At 54.9% G+C, this 19,747-nt stretch carries 15 protein-coding genes; 7 read left to right on the top strand and 8 right to left on the bottom strand.

Annotated features, from left to right (window positions below):
- Positions 1–9: 9 nt before the first annotated feature.
- A complete protein-coding gene (entC, locus tag OOJ59_RS02135) occupies positions 10–1,185 on the bottom strand; it encodes an isochorismate synthase EntC (protein WP_137346966.1) in 1,176 nt (391 codons plus the stop codon).
- A gap of 187 nt (positions 1,186–1,372) precedes the next feature.
- On the opposite strand from entC, the gene fepB reads away from it, so the two are divergent.
- Complete coding sequence (gene fepB / locus OOJ59_RS02130; protein ID WP_069323131.1) at positions 1,373–2,329, top strand: Fe2+-enterobactin ABC transporter substrate-binding protein; 957 nt, start codon at positions 1,373–1,375, stop codon at positions 2,327–2,329.
- A 39-nt stretch (positions 2,330–2,368) separates the two neighbouring features.
- Here the strand turns inward: fepB and entS are convergent, their stop codons facing one another.
- Positions 2,369–3,604 (bottom strand): enterobactin transporter EntS, encoded by a 1,236-nt coding sequence (gene entS / locus OOJ59_RS02125; RefSeq protein WP_069323130.1) that lies wholly within the window; start codon positions 3,602–3,604, stop codon positions 2,369–2,371.
- A gap of 109 nt (positions 3,605–3,713) precedes the next feature.
- Between entS and fepD the strand changes: the two genes are divergently transcribed.
- Genes fepD through fepC form a run of 3 tightly spaced genes read left to right on the top strand, consistent with a single transcriptional unit; the run spans position 3,714 to position 6,504 of the window.
- A complete protein-coding gene (gene fepD / locus OOJ59_RS02120) occupies positions 3,714–4,721 on the top strand; it encodes a Fe(3+)-siderophore ABC transporter permease (protein ID WP_160956157.1) in 1,008 nt (335 codons plus the stop codon).
- Positions 4,718–5,710, top strand: coding sequence for an iron-enterobactin ABC transporter permease (fepG, locus tag OOJ59_RS02115; RefSeq protein WP_160956158.1), 993 nt, complete (start codon positions 4,718–4,720; stop codon positions 5,708–5,710). Before fepD ends, fepG begins: the two co-directional genes overlap by 4 nt.
- On the top strand, positions 5,707–6,504 hold the full coding sequence (fepC, locus tag OOJ59_RS02110; protein WP_160956159.1) for an iron-enterobactin ABC transporter ATP-binding protein: 798 nt from the start codon (positions 5,707–5,709) through the stop codon (positions 6,502–6,504). The genes fepG and fepC overlap by 4 nt, the downstream gene beginning before the upstream one ends.
- 45 nt (positions 6,505–6,549) lie before the next feature.
- Here the strand turns inward: fepC and wzz(fepE) are convergent, their stop codons facing one another.
- The 4 genes from wzz(fepE) to fes all read right to left on the bottom strand — a co-directional run bounded on the left by wzz(fepE) (position 6,550) and on the right by fes (position 13,264).
- On the bottom strand, positions 6,550–7,683 hold the full coding sequence (gene wzz(fepE), locus OOJ59_RS02105; protein WP_159121133.1) for an LPS O-antigen length regulator Wzz(fepE): 1,134 nt from the start codon (positions 7,681–7,683) through the stop codon (positions 6,550–6,552).
- A 227-nt stretch (positions 7,684–7,910) separates the two neighbouring features.
- Entirely contained in the window at positions 7,911–11,801 is a 3,891-nt protein-coding gene (entF, locus tag OOJ59_RS02100; RefSeq protein ID WP_160956275.1) for an enterobactin non-ribosomal peptide synthetase EntF, read from the bottom strand.
- Positions 11,798–12,016 carry an MbtH family protein gene (locus OOJ59_RS02095; RefSeq protein WP_087857112.1) on the bottom strand — a complete coding sequence of 73 codons (219 nt, stop codon included), beginning with the start codon at positions 12,014–12,016 and terminating at the stop codon, positions 11,798–11,800. Before OOJ59_RS02095 ends, entF begins: the two co-directional genes overlap by 4 nt.
- A gap of 30 nt (positions 12,017–12,046) precedes the next feature.
- Positions 12,047–13,264 carry an enterochelin esterase gene (gene fes / locus OOJ59_RS02090; RefSeq protein ID WP_159121131.1) on the bottom strand — a complete coding sequence of 406 codons (1,218 nt, stop codon included), beginning with the start codon at positions 13,262–13,264 and terminating at the stop codon, positions 12,047–12,049.
- A gap of 253 nt (positions 13,265–13,517) precedes the next feature.
- Between fes and OOJ59_RS02085 the strand changes: the two genes are divergently transcribed.
- Together OOJ59_RS02085 and entD are read left to right on the top strand one after the other, a co-directional pair.
- Positions 13,518–15,791 carry a TonB-dependent siderophore receptor gene (locus OOJ59_RS02085; RefSeq protein WP_160956276.1) on the top strand — a complete coding sequence of 758 codons (2,274 nt, stop codon included), beginning with the start codon at positions 13,518–13,520 and terminating at the stop codon, positions 15,789–15,791.
- A 49-nt stretch (positions 15,792–15,840) separates the two neighbouring features.
- The gene (entD, locus tag OOJ59_RS02080) at positions 15,841–16,464 is read left to right on the top strand and encodes an enterobactin synthase subunit EntD (RefSeq protein ID WP_087857161.1); all 624 of its coding nucleotides are present in this window, start codon (positions 15,841–15,843) and stop codon (positions 16,462–16,464) included.
- 3 nt (positions 16,465–16,467) lie between these two features.
- Here entD and OOJ59_RS02075 read toward each other — a convergent pair whose 3' ends face one another.
- A complete protein-coding gene (locus tag OOJ59_RS02075; RefSeq protein WP_087857109.1) occupies positions 16,468–17,403 on the bottom strand; it encodes a transketolase family protein in 936 nt (311 codons plus the stop codon).
- Positions 17,396–18,226, bottom strand: a complete 831-nt coding sequence (locus OOJ59_RS02070) for a transketolase (protein ID WP_085047554.1) — start codon at positions 18,224–18,226, stop codon at positions 17,396–17,398. Before OOJ59_RS02070 ends, OOJ59_RS02075 begins: the two co-directional genes overlap by 8 nt.
- 360 nt (positions 18,227–18,586) lie before the next feature.
- Here OOJ59_RS02070 and OOJ59_RS02065 point away from each other — a divergent pair, with 360 nt between their 5' ends.
- Positions 18,587–19,537, top strand: coding sequence for a sugar-binding transcriptional regulator (locus OOJ59_RS02065; RefSeq protein ID WP_085047555.1), 951 nt, complete (start codon positions 18,587–18,589; stop codon positions 19,535–19,537).
- Positions 19,538–19,747 lie beyond the last annotated feature (210 nt).

Genomic DNA, 19,747 nt, shown 5'->3' with positions numbered 1-19,747 from the left:
CATGACTCCTTAATGCAGTCCAAAAACATTCAACATGGTGGCAAGCTTGGCTCCCGTTTCACGCCATTCCGCAACCGGAGAAGACGCAGGCACAATACCGGCGCCGGCAAAGAAACGAACCTGATTACGCAGCAGCTTCGCGCAGCGGATCGTCACCACCCATTCGCCATTACCTTCAGCATCACACCAGCCGACGATGCCGCCGAACAAGTCGCGATCGAACGGCTCCAGCTCGGCGATAATGTTGCGCGCAACCTGATGCGGGAAACCGCTCAGCGCAGGCGTCGGATGCAACAGGCACGCCAGCGTCAGCGCGTTTTCCTCTGCGTTGGCTTTTCCTTCAAACGGCGTGCCGAGGTGCCAGAGCGTAGGCGTAGTGACCAGTTGCGGAGAGGAAGGGAGTTGCAATTCACTGCTGCGATCGCGCAACACGGCTTTCATCGCCTGCGTCACCAGGTCGTGCTCATGGCGATCCTTCTCAGACGCCAACAGGCGGATCCCCGCTTCCCTGTCCAGCACATCATCAGGCTGACGGCGCGCCGAACCGGCCAGCGGCAGCGAGCTAAAACGATCGCCTTCTTTGCGCAACAGCAGTTCCGGGCTGGCGCCAAGCAATACGCCACCGTCTTCAATGGGGACATGGAAGTTGTAACTCGCCGGATTTTGCGCCACCAGACGCTCCAGCAGCGCACCGCTGTCAATGTTGGCATCGGTGGTGATATCGATCAGACGTGACAACACCACTTTGTCGACTTCCGGCGTGGCCGTCAGCGCAGCCGCCCGGGCAACCATCTCTTCAAAAAAGTCCTGTTCCGGAATCGATTTACGCTCAACGACGTTTAATGACTGATGCCGGGTAAAGTAACGTGATGATTGCTGCTTTGCCGTGCGAGAGAAGCTCTGCCACGATTGGGGAATAAACAGCGATGATGGCTGGCGGGTATCGAAAGGAATTGCCCCGACCATAATGGGGTTAGCGATGCCCTGCGATTTGGCATCAGCAAACAGTGCGTGCATTTTGTGTTGGAAAGGGCTGTCTGGCGAATCGCCATCAATTGCCGGTTCCGCATAGCGGGCGAAGCATCCTGACGTCGTAAAACTACGATACGGCGACATAAAGAAAAAACTGTCGGGAGCGAGCGTCGGCATAGTCTGCGTTTTTTCCTCGGCCAGTGACATATCCATATCATCCTCCAAAAATGATAAAGGCTCTAATAATGATTATCATTTATATTTTCGGTCGCTAACCTAAAAGCAAAGCGGCTGTATGTCAACTCTTGTGGCAGCACAATGTGCGACTTTGGCTTGCATCCTCGCCCGCTAACAATGAAAATGAGAAGCATTAACCATACTGATAACAGGAAGCTGATTCGTGAGTCTCCCCTCTTTTCGTCGCACCGTGCTTTTACTGACTGGTTTGTTTATTTCAGGAATTTCTTTAGGTCACGCCGCCGACTGGCCGCGTCAGATCACCGACAGCCGTGGCACGCATACGCTGGAGCATAAGCCGCAGCGCATTGTCTCCACCAGCGTCACCCTTACCGGCTCGCTGCTGGCGATTGATGCCCCGGTCATCGCCAGCGGCGCCACCACGCCGAACAACCGCATTGGCGATGCGCAGGGCTTTTTACGTCAATGGAGCGACGTGGCCAGGGAACGCAAACTCAGCCGTCTGTACATCGGCGAACCAAGTGCGGAAGCCGTCGCGGCACAAATGCCGGATCTGATTCTGGTAAGCGCCACCGGCGGCGACTCCGCCCTCGCGCTATACGATCAGTTGTCCACCATTGCGCCCACGCTTATCATCAACTACGACGACAAAAGCTGGCAGACGTTGCTGACGCAACTGGGTGAAATTACCGGTCAGGAGCCGCAGGCAGCCGCGCGAATTGCCGAATTTGATAAGCAACTGCAAGCGGTTAAGCAACGGATCACCCTACCGCCACAGCCGGTCAACGCGCTGGTCTATACCGCGGCGGCGCACAGCGCCAATCTTTGGACGCCTGAGTCGGCACAGGGCAAGCTGATGGAACAGTTAGGCTTCACACTGGCGCCGCTACCTGCCGGTTTGCACACCAGCCAGAGCCAGGGCAAACGCCACGATATCATCCAGCTTGGCGGTGAAAATCTGGCGGCTGGCCTGAACGGCGAAGCGCTGTTCCTGTTTGCTGGCGACAGCAAAGATGCCGACGCCATTTATGCCAATCCGCTTCTGGCGCATCTGCCAGCCGTGCAAAATAAACGTGTTTACGCCCTGGGCACGGAAACCTTCCGTCTCGACTACTACAGCGCGACGCTGCTGTTGCAACGTCTGTCAGCTCTCTTTTAATCGCCAGCGCCGGATGCGGCTAACGCCCTATCCGGCCCGTCAGGTATTCACAGGCATTTGCCGGAATCGACGTAATTCCCCCAGCAACAACAGCAGTAGCAGACCGACAATCACCAGCCCAAATCCACTTACGCTTGCCGAGGCGACCGGCGTCATCATCGCACCCAAACCACCTAACAACGCCGCGCCAATCGCGTCCCCGGTGACGTTCTGCGCCGTCCACAAACCGTTAATTCGCCCGAGCATCGCTTCTGGCGTCTGCGTCTGTAACAGGGTGTACTGCAACAAAGAGCTAACCGCACTTAACCAACCGAACAACGCCAGGCAGACAACCCCAAGCTCCCAGACCGGCATCAAGCCAAACAGACCGATAGCCAGGAATGAAGCCACGGTAGAACCCAGCATGATCAATCCCGGACGAACGCTGTGCGCCAGCTGTCCGCTGGTCAAAGCGCCCACCGCCGCGCCAAGAGGAATGGCCGCATACAACAAACCAATTTGCGCGCTCGACATCTGCCAGTTAATCGCCAGCGCCGGATACAGCACCCGCACGGCGCTCGCCATGGTCAACAGGCCGCCGAGCAGCGCAATGCCGCCAATCAGCGGACTGGCGAGCAAAAAGCGAAATGCTGCCAGCAGCGATTTCAGCGGATGCTCGCGCGGCTGCGGCGGTGGAGGTAACGCGGGAAGGCTCAGCAGCGGCAGTAAGGTTATGAACGTGCCTGCCGCCGCCAGGCCGTAGTTCCAGGCCACGCCACCGGTCGCCAGCAGTACCCCACCAAGCATCGGCGAAATGACCGAACCCAAACGCACCGTCAGCATGGTAATCGCCCCGGCCTGCATCAAATTCTCCCTCCCGACCAACGCCGGCGTTGCTGCCAGCAAAGCCGTCACGCCCAGCGAGGCAAAGAAACCGTCCCATAAGCCAAGCAGATAAATCGCCAGTAACGACGGTTCGGGCAGCAGCGCATTCAGACACAAACCAATAAAGCCGACGCCACAGGTTCCACGCGCCAACAGGATCACTTTTTTACGCTCATAGCGGTCGGCCAGTACGCCGCCAACCATCAGGCCAATAAACATTGCGCTACCGGTCAACGTCACCGATAAACCCACTTGCCAGGTCGACTGGGTCATCATCTGGATCTGTACCGGAACCGCCACACCGAGTAGCCCCAAAGAGACAATGGAAATAAAACGAGCGAGGAAGACGGCGCGAAATGCAGGGTGGGTCTTTAACAGGCTGAGGTTAAGCAGCCAGGATTGTCGATTCATTACAGAGCCTTACCAGGTACTTTTTCAATATCCATTCGATGGCTGCACATGCTAACATATCCAAATAAGATCGATAACGATAATTACTATCATTATCAGGGAAGTTGATATGTCATGCTCTGTTTCCGCGACACGCGCTTTCGCCGTGCCCGGACTATTGTTATTACTTGTTCTCACCACGGTATTAAGTCTGGTTATTGGCGCAAAATCGCTACCTGCATCCGTGGTGCTGGATGCACTCACCGGCAGTTGCCAAAGCGCGGATTGCACCATCGTGCTGGACGCGCGACTGCCACGCACGCTGGCAGGACTGCTCGCCGGCGGCGCGCTGGGTCTGGCGGGCGCCTTAATGCAAACGCTCACGCGTAACCCGCTCGCCGATCCGGGGATCCTTGGGGTTAATTCTGGCGCCAGCTTCGCCATCGTGCTGGGCGCGTCGCTGTTCGGTTTCTCTTCCCCACAGGAACAATTGCTGATGGCTTTTTCCGGGGCGCTGATCGCCTCGCTGATTGTAGCGTTTACCGGTAGCCAGGGCGGCGGGCAGCTCAGTCCGGTACGACTGACGCTGGCGGGCGTTGCGCTGGGTGCAGTGCTCGAGGGGCTATCCAACGGCATCGCCCTACTCAACCCGGACGTCTACGATCAGTTGCGATTCTGGCAGGCCGGTTCTCTGGATATCCGCAGTCTGCAAACGCTGAAGGTGGTGCTGGTGCCGATATTGATTGCCACGGCTGCCGCATTGTTTCTCAGCCGCGCCCTGAATAGCCTGAGTCTTGGTAGCGACACTGCTACCGCGCTGGGCAGTAAAGTCGCCCGCACGCAGTTTATCGGCCTGCTGGCGATCACCGTACTGTGCGGCAGCGCGACCGCAATTGTCGGTCCTATCGCCTTTATCGGCCTGATGATGCCGCATATGGCGCGCTGGCTGGTGGGGGCGGATCACCGCTGGTCATTGCCCGTCACCCTGCTGGCAACCCCCTCTCTGCTGTTAATTGCCGATATTATCGGGCGTGTGATTGTCCCCGGCGAACTGCGTGTTTCGGTGGTCAGCGCATTTATCGGCGCGCCGGTGCTCATCTTTCTGGTTCGCCGTAAATCGCGCGGGGGTGGCGCATGATGCACCTCTCCCGTCGTCTGATTATCAGCAGTCTGCTGCTGGTTGTAGGCTGTCTCGCCGTTGGCTTGTGGAGCCTGCGTAGCGGCGTCGTTACGCTGGAAACCCAGCAAATTATTGCCGCCCTGTTCGGCGATGCGCCGCGCAGTATCACGCTGGTGGTCACCGAATGGCGTTTGCCGCGCGTGCTCATGGCGTTATTGATTGGCGCGGCGCTCGGCGTGAGCGGCGCAATATTTCAGTCGCTGATGCGCAACCCGCTGGGCAGCCCGGATGTGATGGGTTTCAATACCGGTGCCTGGAGCGGTGTACTGGTGGCAATGGTGCTGTTTGGACAGCATCTCACCGCTATCGCGCTGGCGGCTATGCTGGGTGGGATCCTGACTTCACTGGTGGTCTGGGCGCTCGCCTGGCGCAACGGCATCGACACCTTCCGGCTGATTATTATCGGTATCGGCATACGCGCTATGCTGGTGGCGTTCAACACCTGGCTGCTGCTGAAAGCGTCATTAGAAACCGCATTAACGGCCGGACTGTGGAACGCCGGATCGCTCAATGGTCTGACCTGGGCCAAGACCTGGCCTTCTGCCCCGCTGATTATTGTGATGCTGATGTGCGCCACGCTGCTGGTGCGCCGGATGCGTTTACTGGAAATGGGTGACGACAGCGCCTGCGCGCTAGGCGTCAGCGTTGAGCGTTCGCGTCTGATGATGATGCTGGTCGCCGTGGTACTGACCGCCGCCGCCACCGCGCTGGCAGGTCCAATTTCCTTTATTGCTCTCGTCGCCCCCCATATTGCGCGTCGACTTAGCGGCACATCCCGCTGGGGATTAACCCTGTCAGCGCTATGCGGCGCGCTACTGCTGCTGATGGCAGATTTATGCGCCCAACAGCTGTTTATGCCTTATCAGCTTCCGGTGGGCGTTGTCACCGTAAGCCTCGGCGGTATTTATCTTATCGTCTTGTTAATTCAGGAGTCCCGCAAAAAATGATCGAATCAGTTGCCCGTTTGCGCGGCGACCAGTTAACGCTGGGTTATGGCAAGTTTACCGTCGCGGAAAATCTCAATGTGTCGATTCCCGACGGTCACTTTACCGCGATTATTGGGCCAAACGGCTGCGGGAAATCAACGCTACTGCGCACACTGAGTCGTCTGATGACGCCCGCCCACGGCAAGGTTTGGCTCGACGGTGAGCATATTCAGCACTATGCCAGCAAAGAGGTTGCACGCAGAATAGGTTTGCTGGCGCAAAACGCCACCACGCCGGGTGATATTACCGTACAGGAGCTGGTTGCTCGCGGGCGTTACCCACATCAGCCGCTGTTTACTCGCTGGCGGCAAGAAGATGAAATCGCGGTAAACACAGCGATGCAGGCCACAGGGATCACCCATCTGGCGGCGCAAAGTGTAGATACGCTTTCCGGCGGACAACGCCAGCGCGCATGGATTGCAATGGTGCTGGCGCAGGAAACATCGATTATGTTGCTCGATGAACCCACCACCTGGCTGGATATCAGTCATCAGATTGATCTGCTGGAGCTGCTCAGTGAGCTAAACCGGGAGAAGGGTTATACGCTGGCCGCCGTTCTGCACGACCTCAATCAGGCCTGTCGCTATGCAACGAACCTGATTGCGCTGCGTGACGGAAAAATTATTGCCGAGGGGGCGCCGAAGGAGATAGTTACGGCGGAGCTTATCGAAAAAATCTATGGATTACGCTGTATGATTATCGACGATCCGGTTGCCGGCACGCCGTTAGTCGTACCGCTAGGGCGCAACAAATAGCGAGAGTTAACGTATGGCGGCTGCCTGCCGCCATACGGCAATTAATCACACCAGTTGCTGATCGATAAACGCCATTTTTTGCTTACGCGACACCATGGCGTAGTTCAGCAGAACGCCACCACAGGCCACCATACCACCCAGTAACGCAGCCAGAATAACGATCCTCGATTTAGCCGGACCATCTTTATGCACTGGCAGTGAAGGTGAAAGCTGATATTTAAACGGCGTAAATTTTACGTCACTCACGTTCATGGCTAACAGCTGATCAACGTGATATTGGCGGTTACGTAATTCTCCGTTAATTTCCGCAACATCTGTTACTGATTTTTCAATTTCTAATTTACGCGAGATACCGTCCGCGCCCAGTGAAATAGAGAAATCAGGATCATCTTTCACCGCCTGGCCATTACTGTAGACCGGCTTTTTAATCCCGGCGGCATTCGCAATCTCCAGGGAGTAGTTGAGCCGCTGAATATTTGCTTCCATCTGGTTTTTGAGCCTGACGCGATCCATCGCCAGTCTTTCTTTTTCATAACTGGTTTTGATGAACAGTTTATTGCGAATATCTTCCAGCGTTTCTTTCTCAACAATAGAAGAAATATAATGGATATAACCCTGTAGCACAGACTGGGCTTCTTCAGCCTGAGGAGCGGTAAAGCTCAGCGTCCATGAGGTATACAGCGAGGTCTCACTCTTTTTTCCCGCATTGCTGTCAACCGCGGTCATTTTTTCACCGAGCCTGACGATTGCCCGATGCAGGTCCATTTCGTCAATATCAGCGCCCTTCAATTGCTCCATCACATAGGGTGAAGAACGCAGATAATCTTCTAACAATGAGGGCGACTGAAATTTTTTGATAAACAGGTTAAACACATCACTGCGGCTGACGTTAATATCCATATCCAGCACGCGCAATTTGGTCAACGTATTCTCGAGATCCTGCCACTGAACGGGTTCTGCCGGCGTCACGATGGCCTGACTGGTCCATTTTTGCGGCAGCAGGAAAGAGACCAGAATACCCACGCAGGCAAAAGCGAAAACGGTAGCCACAATTTTCGTCCTGGCGCGCCATAAGATTTCGACCAGGTTAATTAAATCAATTTCGTTGGCGTTTACCGTAGGCTGAGGATAAGCAGTAAATTCCGAAACGTTGTCTTGCTTAATATTCAATGATGACATGTTGCGTGACCTGAAAACTTTCCCAAAAGAAAAACACTCCCGTGGGAGAAGTCTACCAGCTAGTCAGAATTATCTGAAACTTTCTTTACGCATCCGCCCCTACCAAAAATTATCTTCGGAATTTATTCACTCCCTTCGCCACCCCATTCCACACCAAAGCAACAACTCCACAACATGACATTGCATTATGGAGTTGTTCGATTGCCGTAATAGCAAAAGTGACTTTGTTACGCAGATTGATTAATCAACGCATTGATTACAGGCCCTATCGTCACAAACGCGATGGGAGAAATGATGTCGACATGCGCGCAGTCGTGACGATAAACCTCCAGACTGGATATCCATGGTGACCAACTACGTTCAGGGCTAACGCCCTGCGGTAATGTGCGTTCAGCCACGAACAACGTAGCGTGACCCGCAAAAGGTACGCTGTGGGCTGTGGTTAACAGGCGAACCGCATCCGCATAATTGCCTTCGATAGCGTTGAATAACGCGTCAGACGCATTCCCCTGCTGTGCGGCCAGAAACGCTTCACGTTCACGCTCGATCTCCGCCAGTACGGCAGGATCCAAGCCATTGGCCTCTTTTTCCTGCCAATTTTGCGTTTCAGGCGGCCAGGTATCCAGCAGCCCCAGGAAGGCAACATCCTCCCCCCGGGCGTGTAAACGCGCGGCAATCCCCTGCGCCAGCGTCCCCCCCAGCGAGTAACCTAATAAATAGTATGGACCGTGAGGCTGCTGGTTAAGCAGCGTTGCCAGATGATGGTCACATACCGCATCGAGGTTTTCCGCCGTTTGCATGGGTCCATCCGGTCGCGGCGACTGAATGCCTGTAATCGACCACTGCGGGCTGAGGTAACGCGACAGCACGCTAAACTGCCAGGCAAAACCCGACGCGGGATGGAAGCAAAACAGCGTTGGGCCGTGACTTTCACGCAGCGGCAGCAGCGTCTCAAACCCCAGATGCTGCGACTGTTCATCATCATCACTCTCCAGCAATGCGCTGAGTTGTTCAACGGTAGAAGCCACCATAATCTGACCTGGCGTCACCTGTCGTTCAAACATACGACTCAATTGCGCCGCCAGCTTCATCGCCAGCAGAGAATGTCCGCCCAGCGCGAAGAAATCTGCCTCCACATCATTGACCTCACAATCCAGCAAGGCCGCAAAAGAGTGCGCAATGGTGGTTTCGATCCCAGGGCGCGGCGCACGTCCCGTTGTGCGTGACGTTAGCTGAGGCATCGGTAATGCTTTACGATCCAATTTACCGTTCGCGCTGAGCGGCAGCTCCGCCAGTTGCAACAATACCGTCGGCACCATATGCGCTGGCAGTTTTTCGCGCAGACTCTCCCTCAATGCAGAGGTGTCCAGCGGTAAACCCGATTGCGACACCAGATACCCCACCAGTTGACGCGCATCGCCGCCGGTCGCCGCAGCCTGATTAAATACGCAGGCATGGGCAACAGCATGCTCGACGTCGGGCAGTTGCTGCATCACCCGATCAATTTCCCCCAGTTCAATACGCTGTCCGCGAATTTTAAGCTGGTCATCGCTGCGCCCCAGGTATTCCACCGCACCATTTTCCAGCCAGCGGGCCACATCCCCGGTACGGTACATGCGTTCACCGGCATTAAACGGATCGGCGATAAAGCGGCTTGCCGTCAGATCCGCTCGTCCCAGATAGCCCTGCGCCAGTTGGATCCCCGTCAGGTATAGATCACCCGCTACGCCGAAGGGCACCGGACGCATCATGGCATCGAGGATCCGCAAACCGGTGTTCCATACCGGATAACCAATCGGCACGCTGTTGCCGGTTACGGCGGCGAGCGCTTCCCCCCAGGCCGGATACCAGCTCACATCAACCGCCGCTTCAGTTGGTCCGTACAAATTGTGCAACGGCGCATGGGTCAACTGTTCCCACTCACGACATAAATCTGCAGGCAAGGCTTCGCCGCTGCAGAATACCTGCTTCAGCGAAGCACAACTTTTCTGCGCAGTTTTCGGCGTCAATGACGCAATAAAAGCAGCCAGCATGGAAGGAACAAAGTGAGTGGTCGTCACCCCGTATTGGGCGAAGAATTGCTGCATCGCCAGCGGATCGCGGTGCGCCTCGGGCTCCGCCATCACCAATTTTGCGCCGGCAATAAACGGCCAGAAAAATTCCCACACCGAGACATCAAAACTGCATGGCGTTTTTTGCGCCACCACATCCTCTGCCGTCAGCGGATAGTGATTTTGCATCCATAACAGGCGATTGACGATCGCCGTTTGCCCGACCATCACCCCTTTGGGTCTGCCGGTAGAACCGGAAGTAAAAATGATATAGGCCGTTTGATACGGTTGAGAGAGGGCCAACAGCGCGGTATCTCCCGCTGGCAGCGGCGCGTTGTAGCACAGACTTTCCAGCCCCGGGATATCGCCAAAGCGCGCCAGTTGATCTTCAGTTGCGATCACTAATTTTGGCTTTGCGTCTTCGAGCATCATCCGCAGGCGATCGTCCGGGTATCCGGTATCCAATGGCAGCCAGGCGGCTCCGGCTTCAACAATACCGTGCAGCGCCAGCGTCAGGAATACTGAACGCGGTAATGCCACGGCAACGCTGTCACCTGGCTGTACGGCCCGCGCGCGCAGTAGCTGCGCCAGCGCCACAACCTGCTGGCGCATTTCACGATAACTAAACTGATAACGAGCATCGGCCAGCGCCGGGGCATCCGGTGTTTTATCGGCCTGCTGTGCCACTAGCGCGCTCAGCGTCGTGGCCGGGATCTCCACGGTCGTGTCGTTAATCTTCGCCAGTTGCTCATACTCCGCTGGCAACAGCATCCCGGCCTCACCACAGCATAGCGCCGGATTGTCGGCAAACTGTTCGATAAGCGCGGTTAAACGCGATGCGTGTTGCGCCAGTGTCGCGGCATCATAACGCTGTTTATTGGCGAGGATTTCAATACTCAGCCCACCGTTTTCATCCGGGAATAGCGCCAGCTCAAGATCGTTGACCGGGCCTGTCGCCAGGGTATGGGTCTGCGCCTGAACGCCGGGAATATTTAGCTGATAATCGAATATTTTCACGTTCAGCACCGGACCAAACAGCGGCTCGGTACCGGCTGCACGCCCGCTGTCGCGCACAATTTGTTCAGCGTCATAACGCTGATGTCGGCGCATTTTCTTCAACTGCCCTGCCAACCGCTGTGCCAGCGCAGGCAAGCTTTCTGCCGCATCCAGCCTCACGCCAAAGGGCAAAACGTTTAAAACCGGTCCGGTGGACGTGAGTGCCGCCGATCCCATACGCCGCATAAAGATAAATCCGGCGGCATAATCCATTCGGCTGCATAAACGTCCCAGCCACAACGCTACCAGCGCGAGGGCCAGATCCGCACGCTGCACATCAGGCATACGTGCTGCAAGCTGGCGGAACGCGCCTTCAGGCGCGGTGAGCTTCAGACGAATAATATCGGCACTGGCCGAGCGCCCCGGCAACGGTTTGTTCGACAACGACGCCGGGGGCGGTAACTGTTTACGCTGCTCGGTCCAGAAAGTAGCATCACGTTGCCAGGCATCGCTTTGACGATACTGTTGATACTCTTCCACGACCTCGGCAAACGGCGTAAAAGGAGAATCCGGCGTGGGTTCGCCACTCTGCCATGCGCAGTAAATGGCGGCTATCTGGCGGGTAATGGCCGGAAAGCTGAAGCCATCAACCAGCAGATGATGGTAACGCTGATACCAGTACCAGCGGTTATCACCTACCTGAATGAGCTGATGGAAAACCAACGGTTTATGACCATCAGCGCGTAAGTCCTGTTGCAGATCGGCCTGCATCAGTGCGCGGGCTGCTTCATGTGGGTGAGATTTTTCGCGCAGGTCGATAATTTCAGGTTCCGCGAAGGTGAGCGCAGGATCAACCCATTGCCAGACCTCGCCGTTATCTTCGCTAAACCGCATCCGCAGAGTATCAGCCTGCTCCATACCGGCAACGATTGCCTTTGCCAGCAACGGCGCGTTCAGTTCGCCGGTTAATTCTACATAGTGCGCCACGCTCCACGCCGAGGGCAAGGTGGAGAGTTTTTCCGCCATCCAGATCCCCGGCTGAGCCGCGACTAACGGTAAACGCTGAGTCATGGAGCCTCCTGCACATCAACGTAGTTTGCTGGCGTCAGCGTGGTCCAGTTTGCATCCAGCCATTGCTGGCAGGCTTCCTGCGATTGCGGTTCGCACGCGACTTGCCAGCCAGCAGGAAGTGAGCACTGCTGCGGCCAGAGGCTAAACTGACGCTGTGGGTTTTGCAGAATGTAAAACTGGCCCTGCGGATTATCGAAGGGGTTACTGAACTCCATACTCAACTCCTGTCGTGGAACATCGTCCGGTTAAATCGTCTCGGAAAGCGGTTGCCAGAGCGTCATTAGCCCTTGCATCAGGCCACCGCGCCAGCAAAGCGCATCGTGTCCGCCATCAACCTGACGCCAGAAAATAGATTGTGGTGCAGAGGGTAATTGGGCATATAGCGCCTGATTGGCACGAAAAATTATCGGCTCGCGGATCCCGGCCTCCAGAACGATACGCAGCCCCTGAACGCTGACCTTGCCGCTCTTCAGTTGTTCAACAATCGCCCCATCCTGATGACCGCCGCGATGCGGCCACCAGAAAGAACCGGACTGGCTGAGCACACAGCCAAAGCGCGCGGGCCAGTTCAGCCCGGCATACAGCGCAGACAACCCGCCAAAACTTTGTCCGGCAACCACCGTGCGCTGCGGATCGTCACTGAACGCAGTGGTCGTCTTCACCAGCGGCAAAAGCTCCTGCTGTACCGCCAACCAAAAATCGGCGTTACACGGCAGTTCGCGGCTACGATGAGATGTGTCGATAGCGTCAATCAGGAGATATACGGCGGGAGGGAGATCTCCGCGGTGCGTGAGCGAAGCCAGCGCAGGCCACACCGGCATACTTTGCGCCCAAAACTGACCGTCCAGCAGGATAGCCAGCGGACGTGCTTCTGGTTGGTCGTCACCGGTGGTAAATACCCATACGCGACGCGTATTGCAAAGCCTGGCGCTGTGCCATTGCAGGCAAACTGCGGGGCAATCGGGAGCCGCAGGCTGATCCCAGCCGGGCTGTACGGGAGCGTCTGGCATTTCGAGCGCTGACACCGCATGGCCACGACCTCCCCGCCAGCTCTGCGGATTGAGAGGATCGGCAATCGCCTGCGGTAACAATTGTCGCCAGCCTTCACGCAGCACGTTTCGGTCAGGCGTTTCGTCCACCGCCAGCGCGGCAAAAATGTCATCCCGCGCGGTGGGAATGAAGCAGTAGCTACCGCGCCAGTTGGCGCTGAGGGAAACACTCCAGCACCAAACATTTGTACCGTTAATGCGTTGCATCGACTGAGGGGGGACATTTTGATGATGGTCGGTGACGCCGGTGATATAGACCCACACACGACGAATGGCGGACTCTTTTTCCGTTCCCTGCGGGTCACGCCACCAGAAGGTTACCCGATAATTTCCGTTCTCTTCACGCTCCCACTCCGGGCCTTTTTTCGACTGCCACCACGCTTCGCTTCCCGTCTTTAACGTCGTCACCGCCATAACCCCATGTTTACTGTGAATTTTTATGATCTAGTGTGAAATATATTGATAATATTATTGATAACTATTTGCATTTGCAATAGCGTATTGTCGCGCTGTGGGAAGCGCGCACAGTTTTTCACCACTTATAAACCGACCTGGCGCTGCGTACTTTTTCTGGAACGGAGGGTTTACGCGGATGCGGGCGACATCAGACCAAATGCCGCACCACGGCACATGGGTACTCGTGGCTAAAAGAACAGCAGGACATACAATGAACAACAAGATTCATTCACTGGCCTTATTGGTCAATTTAGGGATTTACGGGGTAGCACTGCCAGCAATGGCAGAAGATCAAACTGATAACGCCGCTGTCTCTCATGAAGACACCATCGTCGTTACCGCCGCGCAGCAAAACCTGCAGGCGCCGGGTGTTTCAACCATCACCGCGGATGAAATCCGTAAAAATCCTCCCGCGCGCGATGTTGCGGAAATCATCCGTACCATGCCTGGCGTTAACCTGACCGGCAACTCAACCAGCGGCCAGCGCGGTAACAACCGTCAGATTGATATTCGTGGTATGGGTCCAGAAAACACCCTGATTCTGATCGACGGTAAGCCGGTGACCAGCCGTAACTCCGTGCGTCAGGGCTGGCGCGGCGAGCGTGATACCCGTGGCGATACCGCCTGGGTGCCACCGGAAATGATCGAGCGTATTGAAGTGCTGCGTGGTCCTGCCGCAGCACGTTACGGCAACGGAGCTGCGGGCGGCGTGGTGAATATCATCACCAAAAAAGGCAGCAATGAATGGCACGGTTCGTGGGATACCTATTTCAATGCCCCGGAACACAAAGACGAAGGCTCGACCAAACGTACCAACTTTAGCCTGAACGGCCCAATGGGCGGGGATTTCAGCTTCCGTCTGTACGGTAATCTGGATAAAACGCAGGCCGATGCCTGGGATATCAACCAGGGTCATCAGTCAGAACGTACTGGCACCTACGCCAATACCTTACCGGCCGGTCGTGAAGGCGTTATCAATAAAGACATTAACGGCGTAGTTCGCTGGGATTTCGCCCCGCTCCAGTCGCTGGAACTGGCAGCGGGTTATAGCCGCCAGGGCAACCTGTACGCGGGCGATACCCAAAACACCAACACCAACCAACTGGTGAAAGATAACTACGGGAAAGAGACCAACCGCCTTTATCGTCAGAACTACTCTCTGACCTGGAACGGCGGCTGGGATAATGGCGTTACCACCAGCAATTGGGTGCAATATGAACATACGCGTAACTCCCGTACGCCGGAAGGTCTGGCGGGAGGAACCGAGGGGATCTTTGACCCGAATGCGTCACAAAAATATGTCGATGCCGACCTGAATGACGTCATGCTGCACAGTGAAATCAGCATTCCACTGGACCTGCTGGTCAACCAAAACCTGACGCTCGGTACCGAGTGGAATCAGCAGCGCATGAAGGATATGCTCTCCAATTCGCAGACCTTTATGGGCGGTGATATCCCAGGTTACAGCAGCACCAACCGCAGCCCGTACTCCGATGCGGAAATTTTCTCTCTGTTTGCTGAAAACAACATGGAACTGACCGACAGCACCATGCTGACGCCGGGTCTGCGTTTCGATCACCACAGTATCGTCGGCGATAACTGGAGCCCATCTCTGAACCTGTCACAAGGTCTGGGCGATGACTTCACCCTGAAGATGGGGATTGCGCGCGCCTATAAAGCGCCAAGCCTGTATCAGCTCAACCCGAATTATATTCTCTACAGTAAAGGCCAGGGTTGCTACGCCACTGGCTCCGCCACCGGCATCGGTTGCTACATGATGGGCAACGACGATCTGAAGGCCGAAACCAGTATCAACAAAGAGATTGGTCTTGAGTTTAAGCGTGACGGCTGGCTGGCCGGGGTAACCTGGTTCCGCAACGATTACCGCAACAAGATTGAAGCGGGGACGGTACCGTTCGACAGAACGTCCATCACCAGCAAAGGGAAGACGACTTACACCGATATCTATCAGTGGGAAAACATTCCTAAAGCGGTGGTTGAGGGTCTGGAAGGTACGCTGAACGTGCCGGTTAGCGAAACCGTTACCTGGACCAACAACATCACTTACATGCTGCAAAGTAAGAATAAAGAGACCGGCGAACGCCTGTCGATTATTCCTGAGTACACGCTGAACTCGACCCTGAGCTGGCAGGCACGCGAAGATTTGTCGCTGCAATCCACCTTCACCTGGTACGGTAAACAGCAGCCGAAAAAATATGATTACCAGGGCAAACCGGTAACCGGCAGTTCGGCGAGTGAAGTCAGCCCGTACAGCATCGTCGGCCTGAGCGCGACCTGGGATGTGACGAAAAACGTCAGCCTGACCGGCGGCGTGGATAACGTCTTTGACAAGCGTTTATGGCGTGAAGGTAATGCCCAGACCACGGGCGATATTGTGACCGGAAACTATATGGCGGGCGCGGGCGCGAACACCTATAACGAACCAGGCCGGACGTGGTTCATGAGCGTTAACACACACTTCTGATAACGTTTCCCCCTCTCCTCCCTGCGGGGAGAGGGAAAGCATAACCATGATGCACACCACGCACACACCGCTCACTTTCGCAGACCACACGCTGCACATTGTCGAGTTCGATCCCGCCAGCTTCCATGAGCAGGACCTGCTCTGGCTGCCCCACCACGCTCAGCTCCTGTCCAGTGGACGTAAGCGTAAAGCAGAGCACTTAGCAGGACGTATTGCCGCAGTACATGCATTACGTGAATATGGTATCAAAACTGTGCCTGGCATCGGCGCGCAACGCCAACCATTGTGGCCGCAAAAGATGTTTGGCAGCATCAGCCATAGCGCATCGAGAGCGCTGGCGGTGGTATCAAGACAGCCGGTGGGTATTGACATAGAAGCCATTTTTACGCCGAAAACGGCAGCCGAACTGGCAAGTAGCATTGTCACTCATGCTGAGAAAGAATTGTTGGCAAACGGCTGCTTGTCTATTGAACAGGCGCTCACCCTGGCGTTTTCCGCCAAAGAGAGCGCTTTTAAAGCAACCCAGGCATCAAGACAAGCAGACGCCGGGTTTACGCAATATCAAATCGTGGTGTTACAGCATAACCAGATGATCCTCCGCGCACACCACCAAACGTATCGTGTGCAATGGCGTTTTTCGGACAACGCTGTAATCACACTGGCAACAGTATAGAATTCAAAGCAGTTCACGGGCCAGAGCAGCGATGGCTGCGGCGTCAAAGCCATGGTACTGGCGTAACCAGCCACGATCAGCCGCCGCCGCGAACTCCCCATCCTGGATGCCTAAACGCTTCAAAATTGCCCCCATTCCGGCCTCTGCCAGCACTTCGGCCACCAGGCTTCCCAACCCGCCATTAATATTATGCTCTTCCACGGTAATCACCGCTTTACAGCCTTGTAACGCAGATAACAGGGCTTTGGTATCGCAGGGGCGAATTGAAGGCACACTGACCACCTTCGCCTGAATTCCCACGTCAGCCAACAGCGCGGCGGCATCGACAATTTCATGAACTGTAGAACCGGTCGCCATCAGCGCCACAGCCCCCCCTTCACGCAGCGTCAACACCGCTCCTGGGACAAAACGGTAATTCTCGTCATGAAGCTCCGGCAGCGCTTTTCCGTCAAGACGGATATAAACTGGTCCCTGATAGCCAAGCGCGTAATCGATAATCTGGCGGCACTCCCGCGGCGAAGACGGGGCGAAAATCTGGATGTTGCCGAAGCCTCGCATAATGGCAATATCATCGATCGAATGGTGAGTGCTCGCTAGCGGGCCATAGCTGGCACCGGCATTGAGACCGAATAACTTCACGTTGGTATTGTTGTAGCAAACATCGACTTTAATTTGCTCATTGGCGCGGGAGATAAGGAATGGCGCGGCGTTACAGGTGACAGCCACTTTACCGCCGAGGGCTAGTCCTGCCGCCGTTCCAACCATGCTTTGTTCGGCGATACCTACGTTGACCAACCGACCTGGAAACTGCTTTATAAAAGGCGCAATTTTCGCGGTTGATGTTGAGTCCGCGACAACAGGCACCAGATCAACACCATTTTCTACTGCATCGATAAACGCCTGAACCATGACGTTCGCGAGGTGTTCTGTATTACTCATCTTTCAATTCCTCCAGTGCCAGTTCGATCTCTTCACCTTTGGGCACACGATGGTGCCATTCAGGACGCCCCTGGATAAACGATATACCCGCGCCTTTCGTGGTATTGGCAATGATGACGTTAGGTTTACCTTCCTGCTTCAGTCCTTCCAGGGTAGCGACAACCGACGCCATATCATTCCCCTGGCATTCAGTCACCGTCATACCAAACGCTTGCCATTTCGCGGCGAGCGGATCGGTATTCATGATTTCGCGAGTCGGTCCGGCTAATTGAAGGTTGTTCTTGTCATTAATAATGACCAGGTTGTCGAGACCATAATGCGCCGCAGCCAGCGCCGCCTCCCAGTTACTCCCTTCGGCAAGTTCGCCATCGCCGGTAATTAAAAAGATGCGGCGGGAACTGTTGTTTTTTTTCGCAGCCAGCGCCAGCCCCACCGCAACAGGCAAACCGTGACCCAGCGCACCGGTATTCAATTCGATACCCGGCGTTTTCTGGCGAACCGGATGTCCAGGAAGATGGGAATTGGCATGCTGGTAGGTTTCCAGCCACTCCACGGGGAAAAAGCCCGCTTCCGCCAGAACACAGTAATAACAGCCCACCGCATGGCCTTTGGATTGAATGTAGATGTCCCGATTCTCATCCGTGATGCGATCAGGCCCCACATTTAATATTCGAAAATAGAGCGCGGTTAGCACCTCAACCTGGGAGAGATCTGCGCCAGTGTGCCCGCCCGCAGGGCTGTTGGCATTTAATCTGACGATGTGACGGCGCACGGCTCGCGCTTTACGCTCAAGAGTCTGGATATCATAGTTCCAGGGATTCATTTAACACCTCTGAATTTATTTTCAATATGGAATATTTATTCCGGCTGGGACTAAAAAAACCAGACATCCCCATGTTTAGCATCATTAGGCTTACGCCGCTGCATCATACTCAGGAACATTCTGCCTCCTTACCACGACCACGCTGGCGCTGATAATAATCAGTTGACCGGCAATCATCTTGAATATATATTCAAGAATGACTCTTTATTCAATTATGTAACCAGATTTTCGTATTTGTCCATAGCTGTTTTTGAGGATTGGTTAAAGTTAGAGCTTTATCACACTTACCTGTCTTCATTTTTCGCGTATGATAAAACGCTCTAAGATATGGCGATACGTAAATGATTTTCGAGGAAATATATGGCTAAGCAGGACGAACAACGGCTATTGGTTAAAATCGCTACCCTTTACTACCTTGAAGGACGCAAACAGTCCGATATCGCTCAACTTCTCTCGCTTTCTCAGTCGTTTATCTCCCGCGCTATCACCCGCTGTCAGAAAGAAGGGGTAGTGAAAATCAGCGTCGTTCAGCCCTCGAATATCTTCCTGAATCTTGAAAAAGGCATCGAGGAACGTTACGGAATTAAGCAGGCCATTGTGGTTGATACCGAAGAGGATGCCAGCGACCATACCATCAAACGCGCCATTGGCTCTGCTGCAGCCCACTATCTGGAAACCCGATTGCGCCCTAAAGATCTTGTGGGGGTTTCCTCATGGAGCTCAACAATCCGGGCGATGGTGGATGAAGTCCATACGCAAAACCTGAAAGCCGGCGGGGTGATTCAATTGTTGGGCGGCGTGGGTCCCAACGGCAACGTGCAGGCAACAATTCTGACGCAGACGCTGGCGCAACATCTGAACTGCGAGGCCTGGCTGCTTCCCTCGCAGAGTATTGAAGGCTCGGTTGAAGAGAAAAACCGTCTGGTTGCCAGCAAAGATGTCGCCGATGTCATTTCACGCTTTGATAATGTCGATATCGCCATTGTTGGCGTCGGGATCCTCGAACCATCGCAGTTGCTGAAAACCTCGGGCAACTACTACCACGAAGATATGTTGCAGGTCCTGGCCGATCGCGGCGCAGTCGGTGACATTTGCCTGCATTACTACGATAACAAGGGCCAGCCGGTCTTACAGGATGACGAAGATCCAGTGATTGGTATGGCCCTCGACAAGGTAAAAAAATGCCCCAATGTCGTGGCGCTGGCGGGTGGTACAGACAAAGTTGCCGCCATTAAAGGGGCGCTAAATGGGGGCTATATCGACGTACTAATTACTGACTACCCTACCGCCCGGATGCTGGTCACAGGCTAATTCCGCAACCTCTTATAGCCTTTGCACGAAAGAAACCGGAGGCAAAGGCTACTCAAAAAACATATATATTTCAATAAACTGAAAGGTTTCACCTCCTCTTACTTTCGTATCCTTTTTGTTACTGTCCCACCTGTGTAAGTGTGATTCTCAGCACAATTGATGATTTTTTCGGTAGCCCAACGGAAATATTCTGGCTAAGGTATTAAATAA

It is taken from the genome of Citrobacter sp. W9, from assembly GCF_026719375.1.
Classification (GTDB): domain Bacteria; phylum Pseudomonadota; class Gammaproteobacteria; order Enterobacterales; family Enterobacteriaceae; genus Citrobacter; species Citrobacter werkmanii.
Note: the sequence above shows the minus strand (reverse complement) of the source record. Positions and strands in the feature narration are given on the sequence as shown.

Coding starts and splice junctions, on each gene's coding strand:
- entC (WP_137346966.1), bottom strand. CDS start 1,185: ATGGATATGTCACTGGCCGAGGAAAAAACGCAGACTATGCCGACGCTC.
- entS (WP_069323130.1), bottom strand. CDS start 3,604: ATGAATCGACAATCCTGGCTGCTTAACCTCAGCCTGTTAAAGACCCAC.
- fepD (WP_160956157.1), top strand. CDS start 3,714: ATGTCATGCTCTGTTTCCGCGACACGCGCTTTCGCCGTGCCCGGACTA.
- fepG (WP_160956158.1), top strand. CDS start 4,718: ATGATGCACCTCTCCCGTCGTCTGATTATCAGCAGTCTGCTGCTGGTT.
- fepC (WP_160956159.1), top strand. CDS start 5,707: ATGATCGAATCAGTTGCCCGTTTGCGCGGCGACCAGTTAACGCTGGGT.
- entF (WP_160956275.1), bottom strand. CDS start 11,801: ATGACTCAGCGTTTACCGTTAGTCGCGGCTCAGCCGGGGATCTGGATG.
- OOJ59_RS02095 (WP_087857112.1), bottom strand. CDS start 12,016: ATGGAGTTCAGTAACCCCTTCGATAATCCGCAGGGCCAGTTTTACATT.
- fes (WP_159121131.1), bottom strand. CDS start 13,264: ATGGCGGTGACGACGTTAAAGACGGGAAGCGAAGCGTGGTGGCAGTCG.
- OOJ59_RS02085 (WP_160956276.1), top strand. CDS start 13,518: ATGAACAACAAGATTCATTCACTGGCCTTATTGGTCAATTTAGGGATT.
- entD (WP_087857161.1), top strand. CDS start 15,841: ATGCACACCACGCACACACCGCTCACTTTCGCAGACCACACGCTGCAC.
- OOJ59_RS02075 (WP_087857109.1), bottom strand. CDS start 17,403: ATGAGTAATACAGAACACCTCGCGAACGTCATGGTTCAGGCGTTTATC.
- OOJ59_RS02070 (WP_085047554.1), bottom strand. CDS start 18,226: ATGAATCCCTGGAACTATGATATCCAGACTCTTGAGCGTAAAGCGCGA.
- OOJ59_RS02065 (WP_085047555.1), top strand. CDS start 18,587: ATGGCTAAGCAGGACGAACAACGGCTATTGGTTAAAATCGCTACCCTT.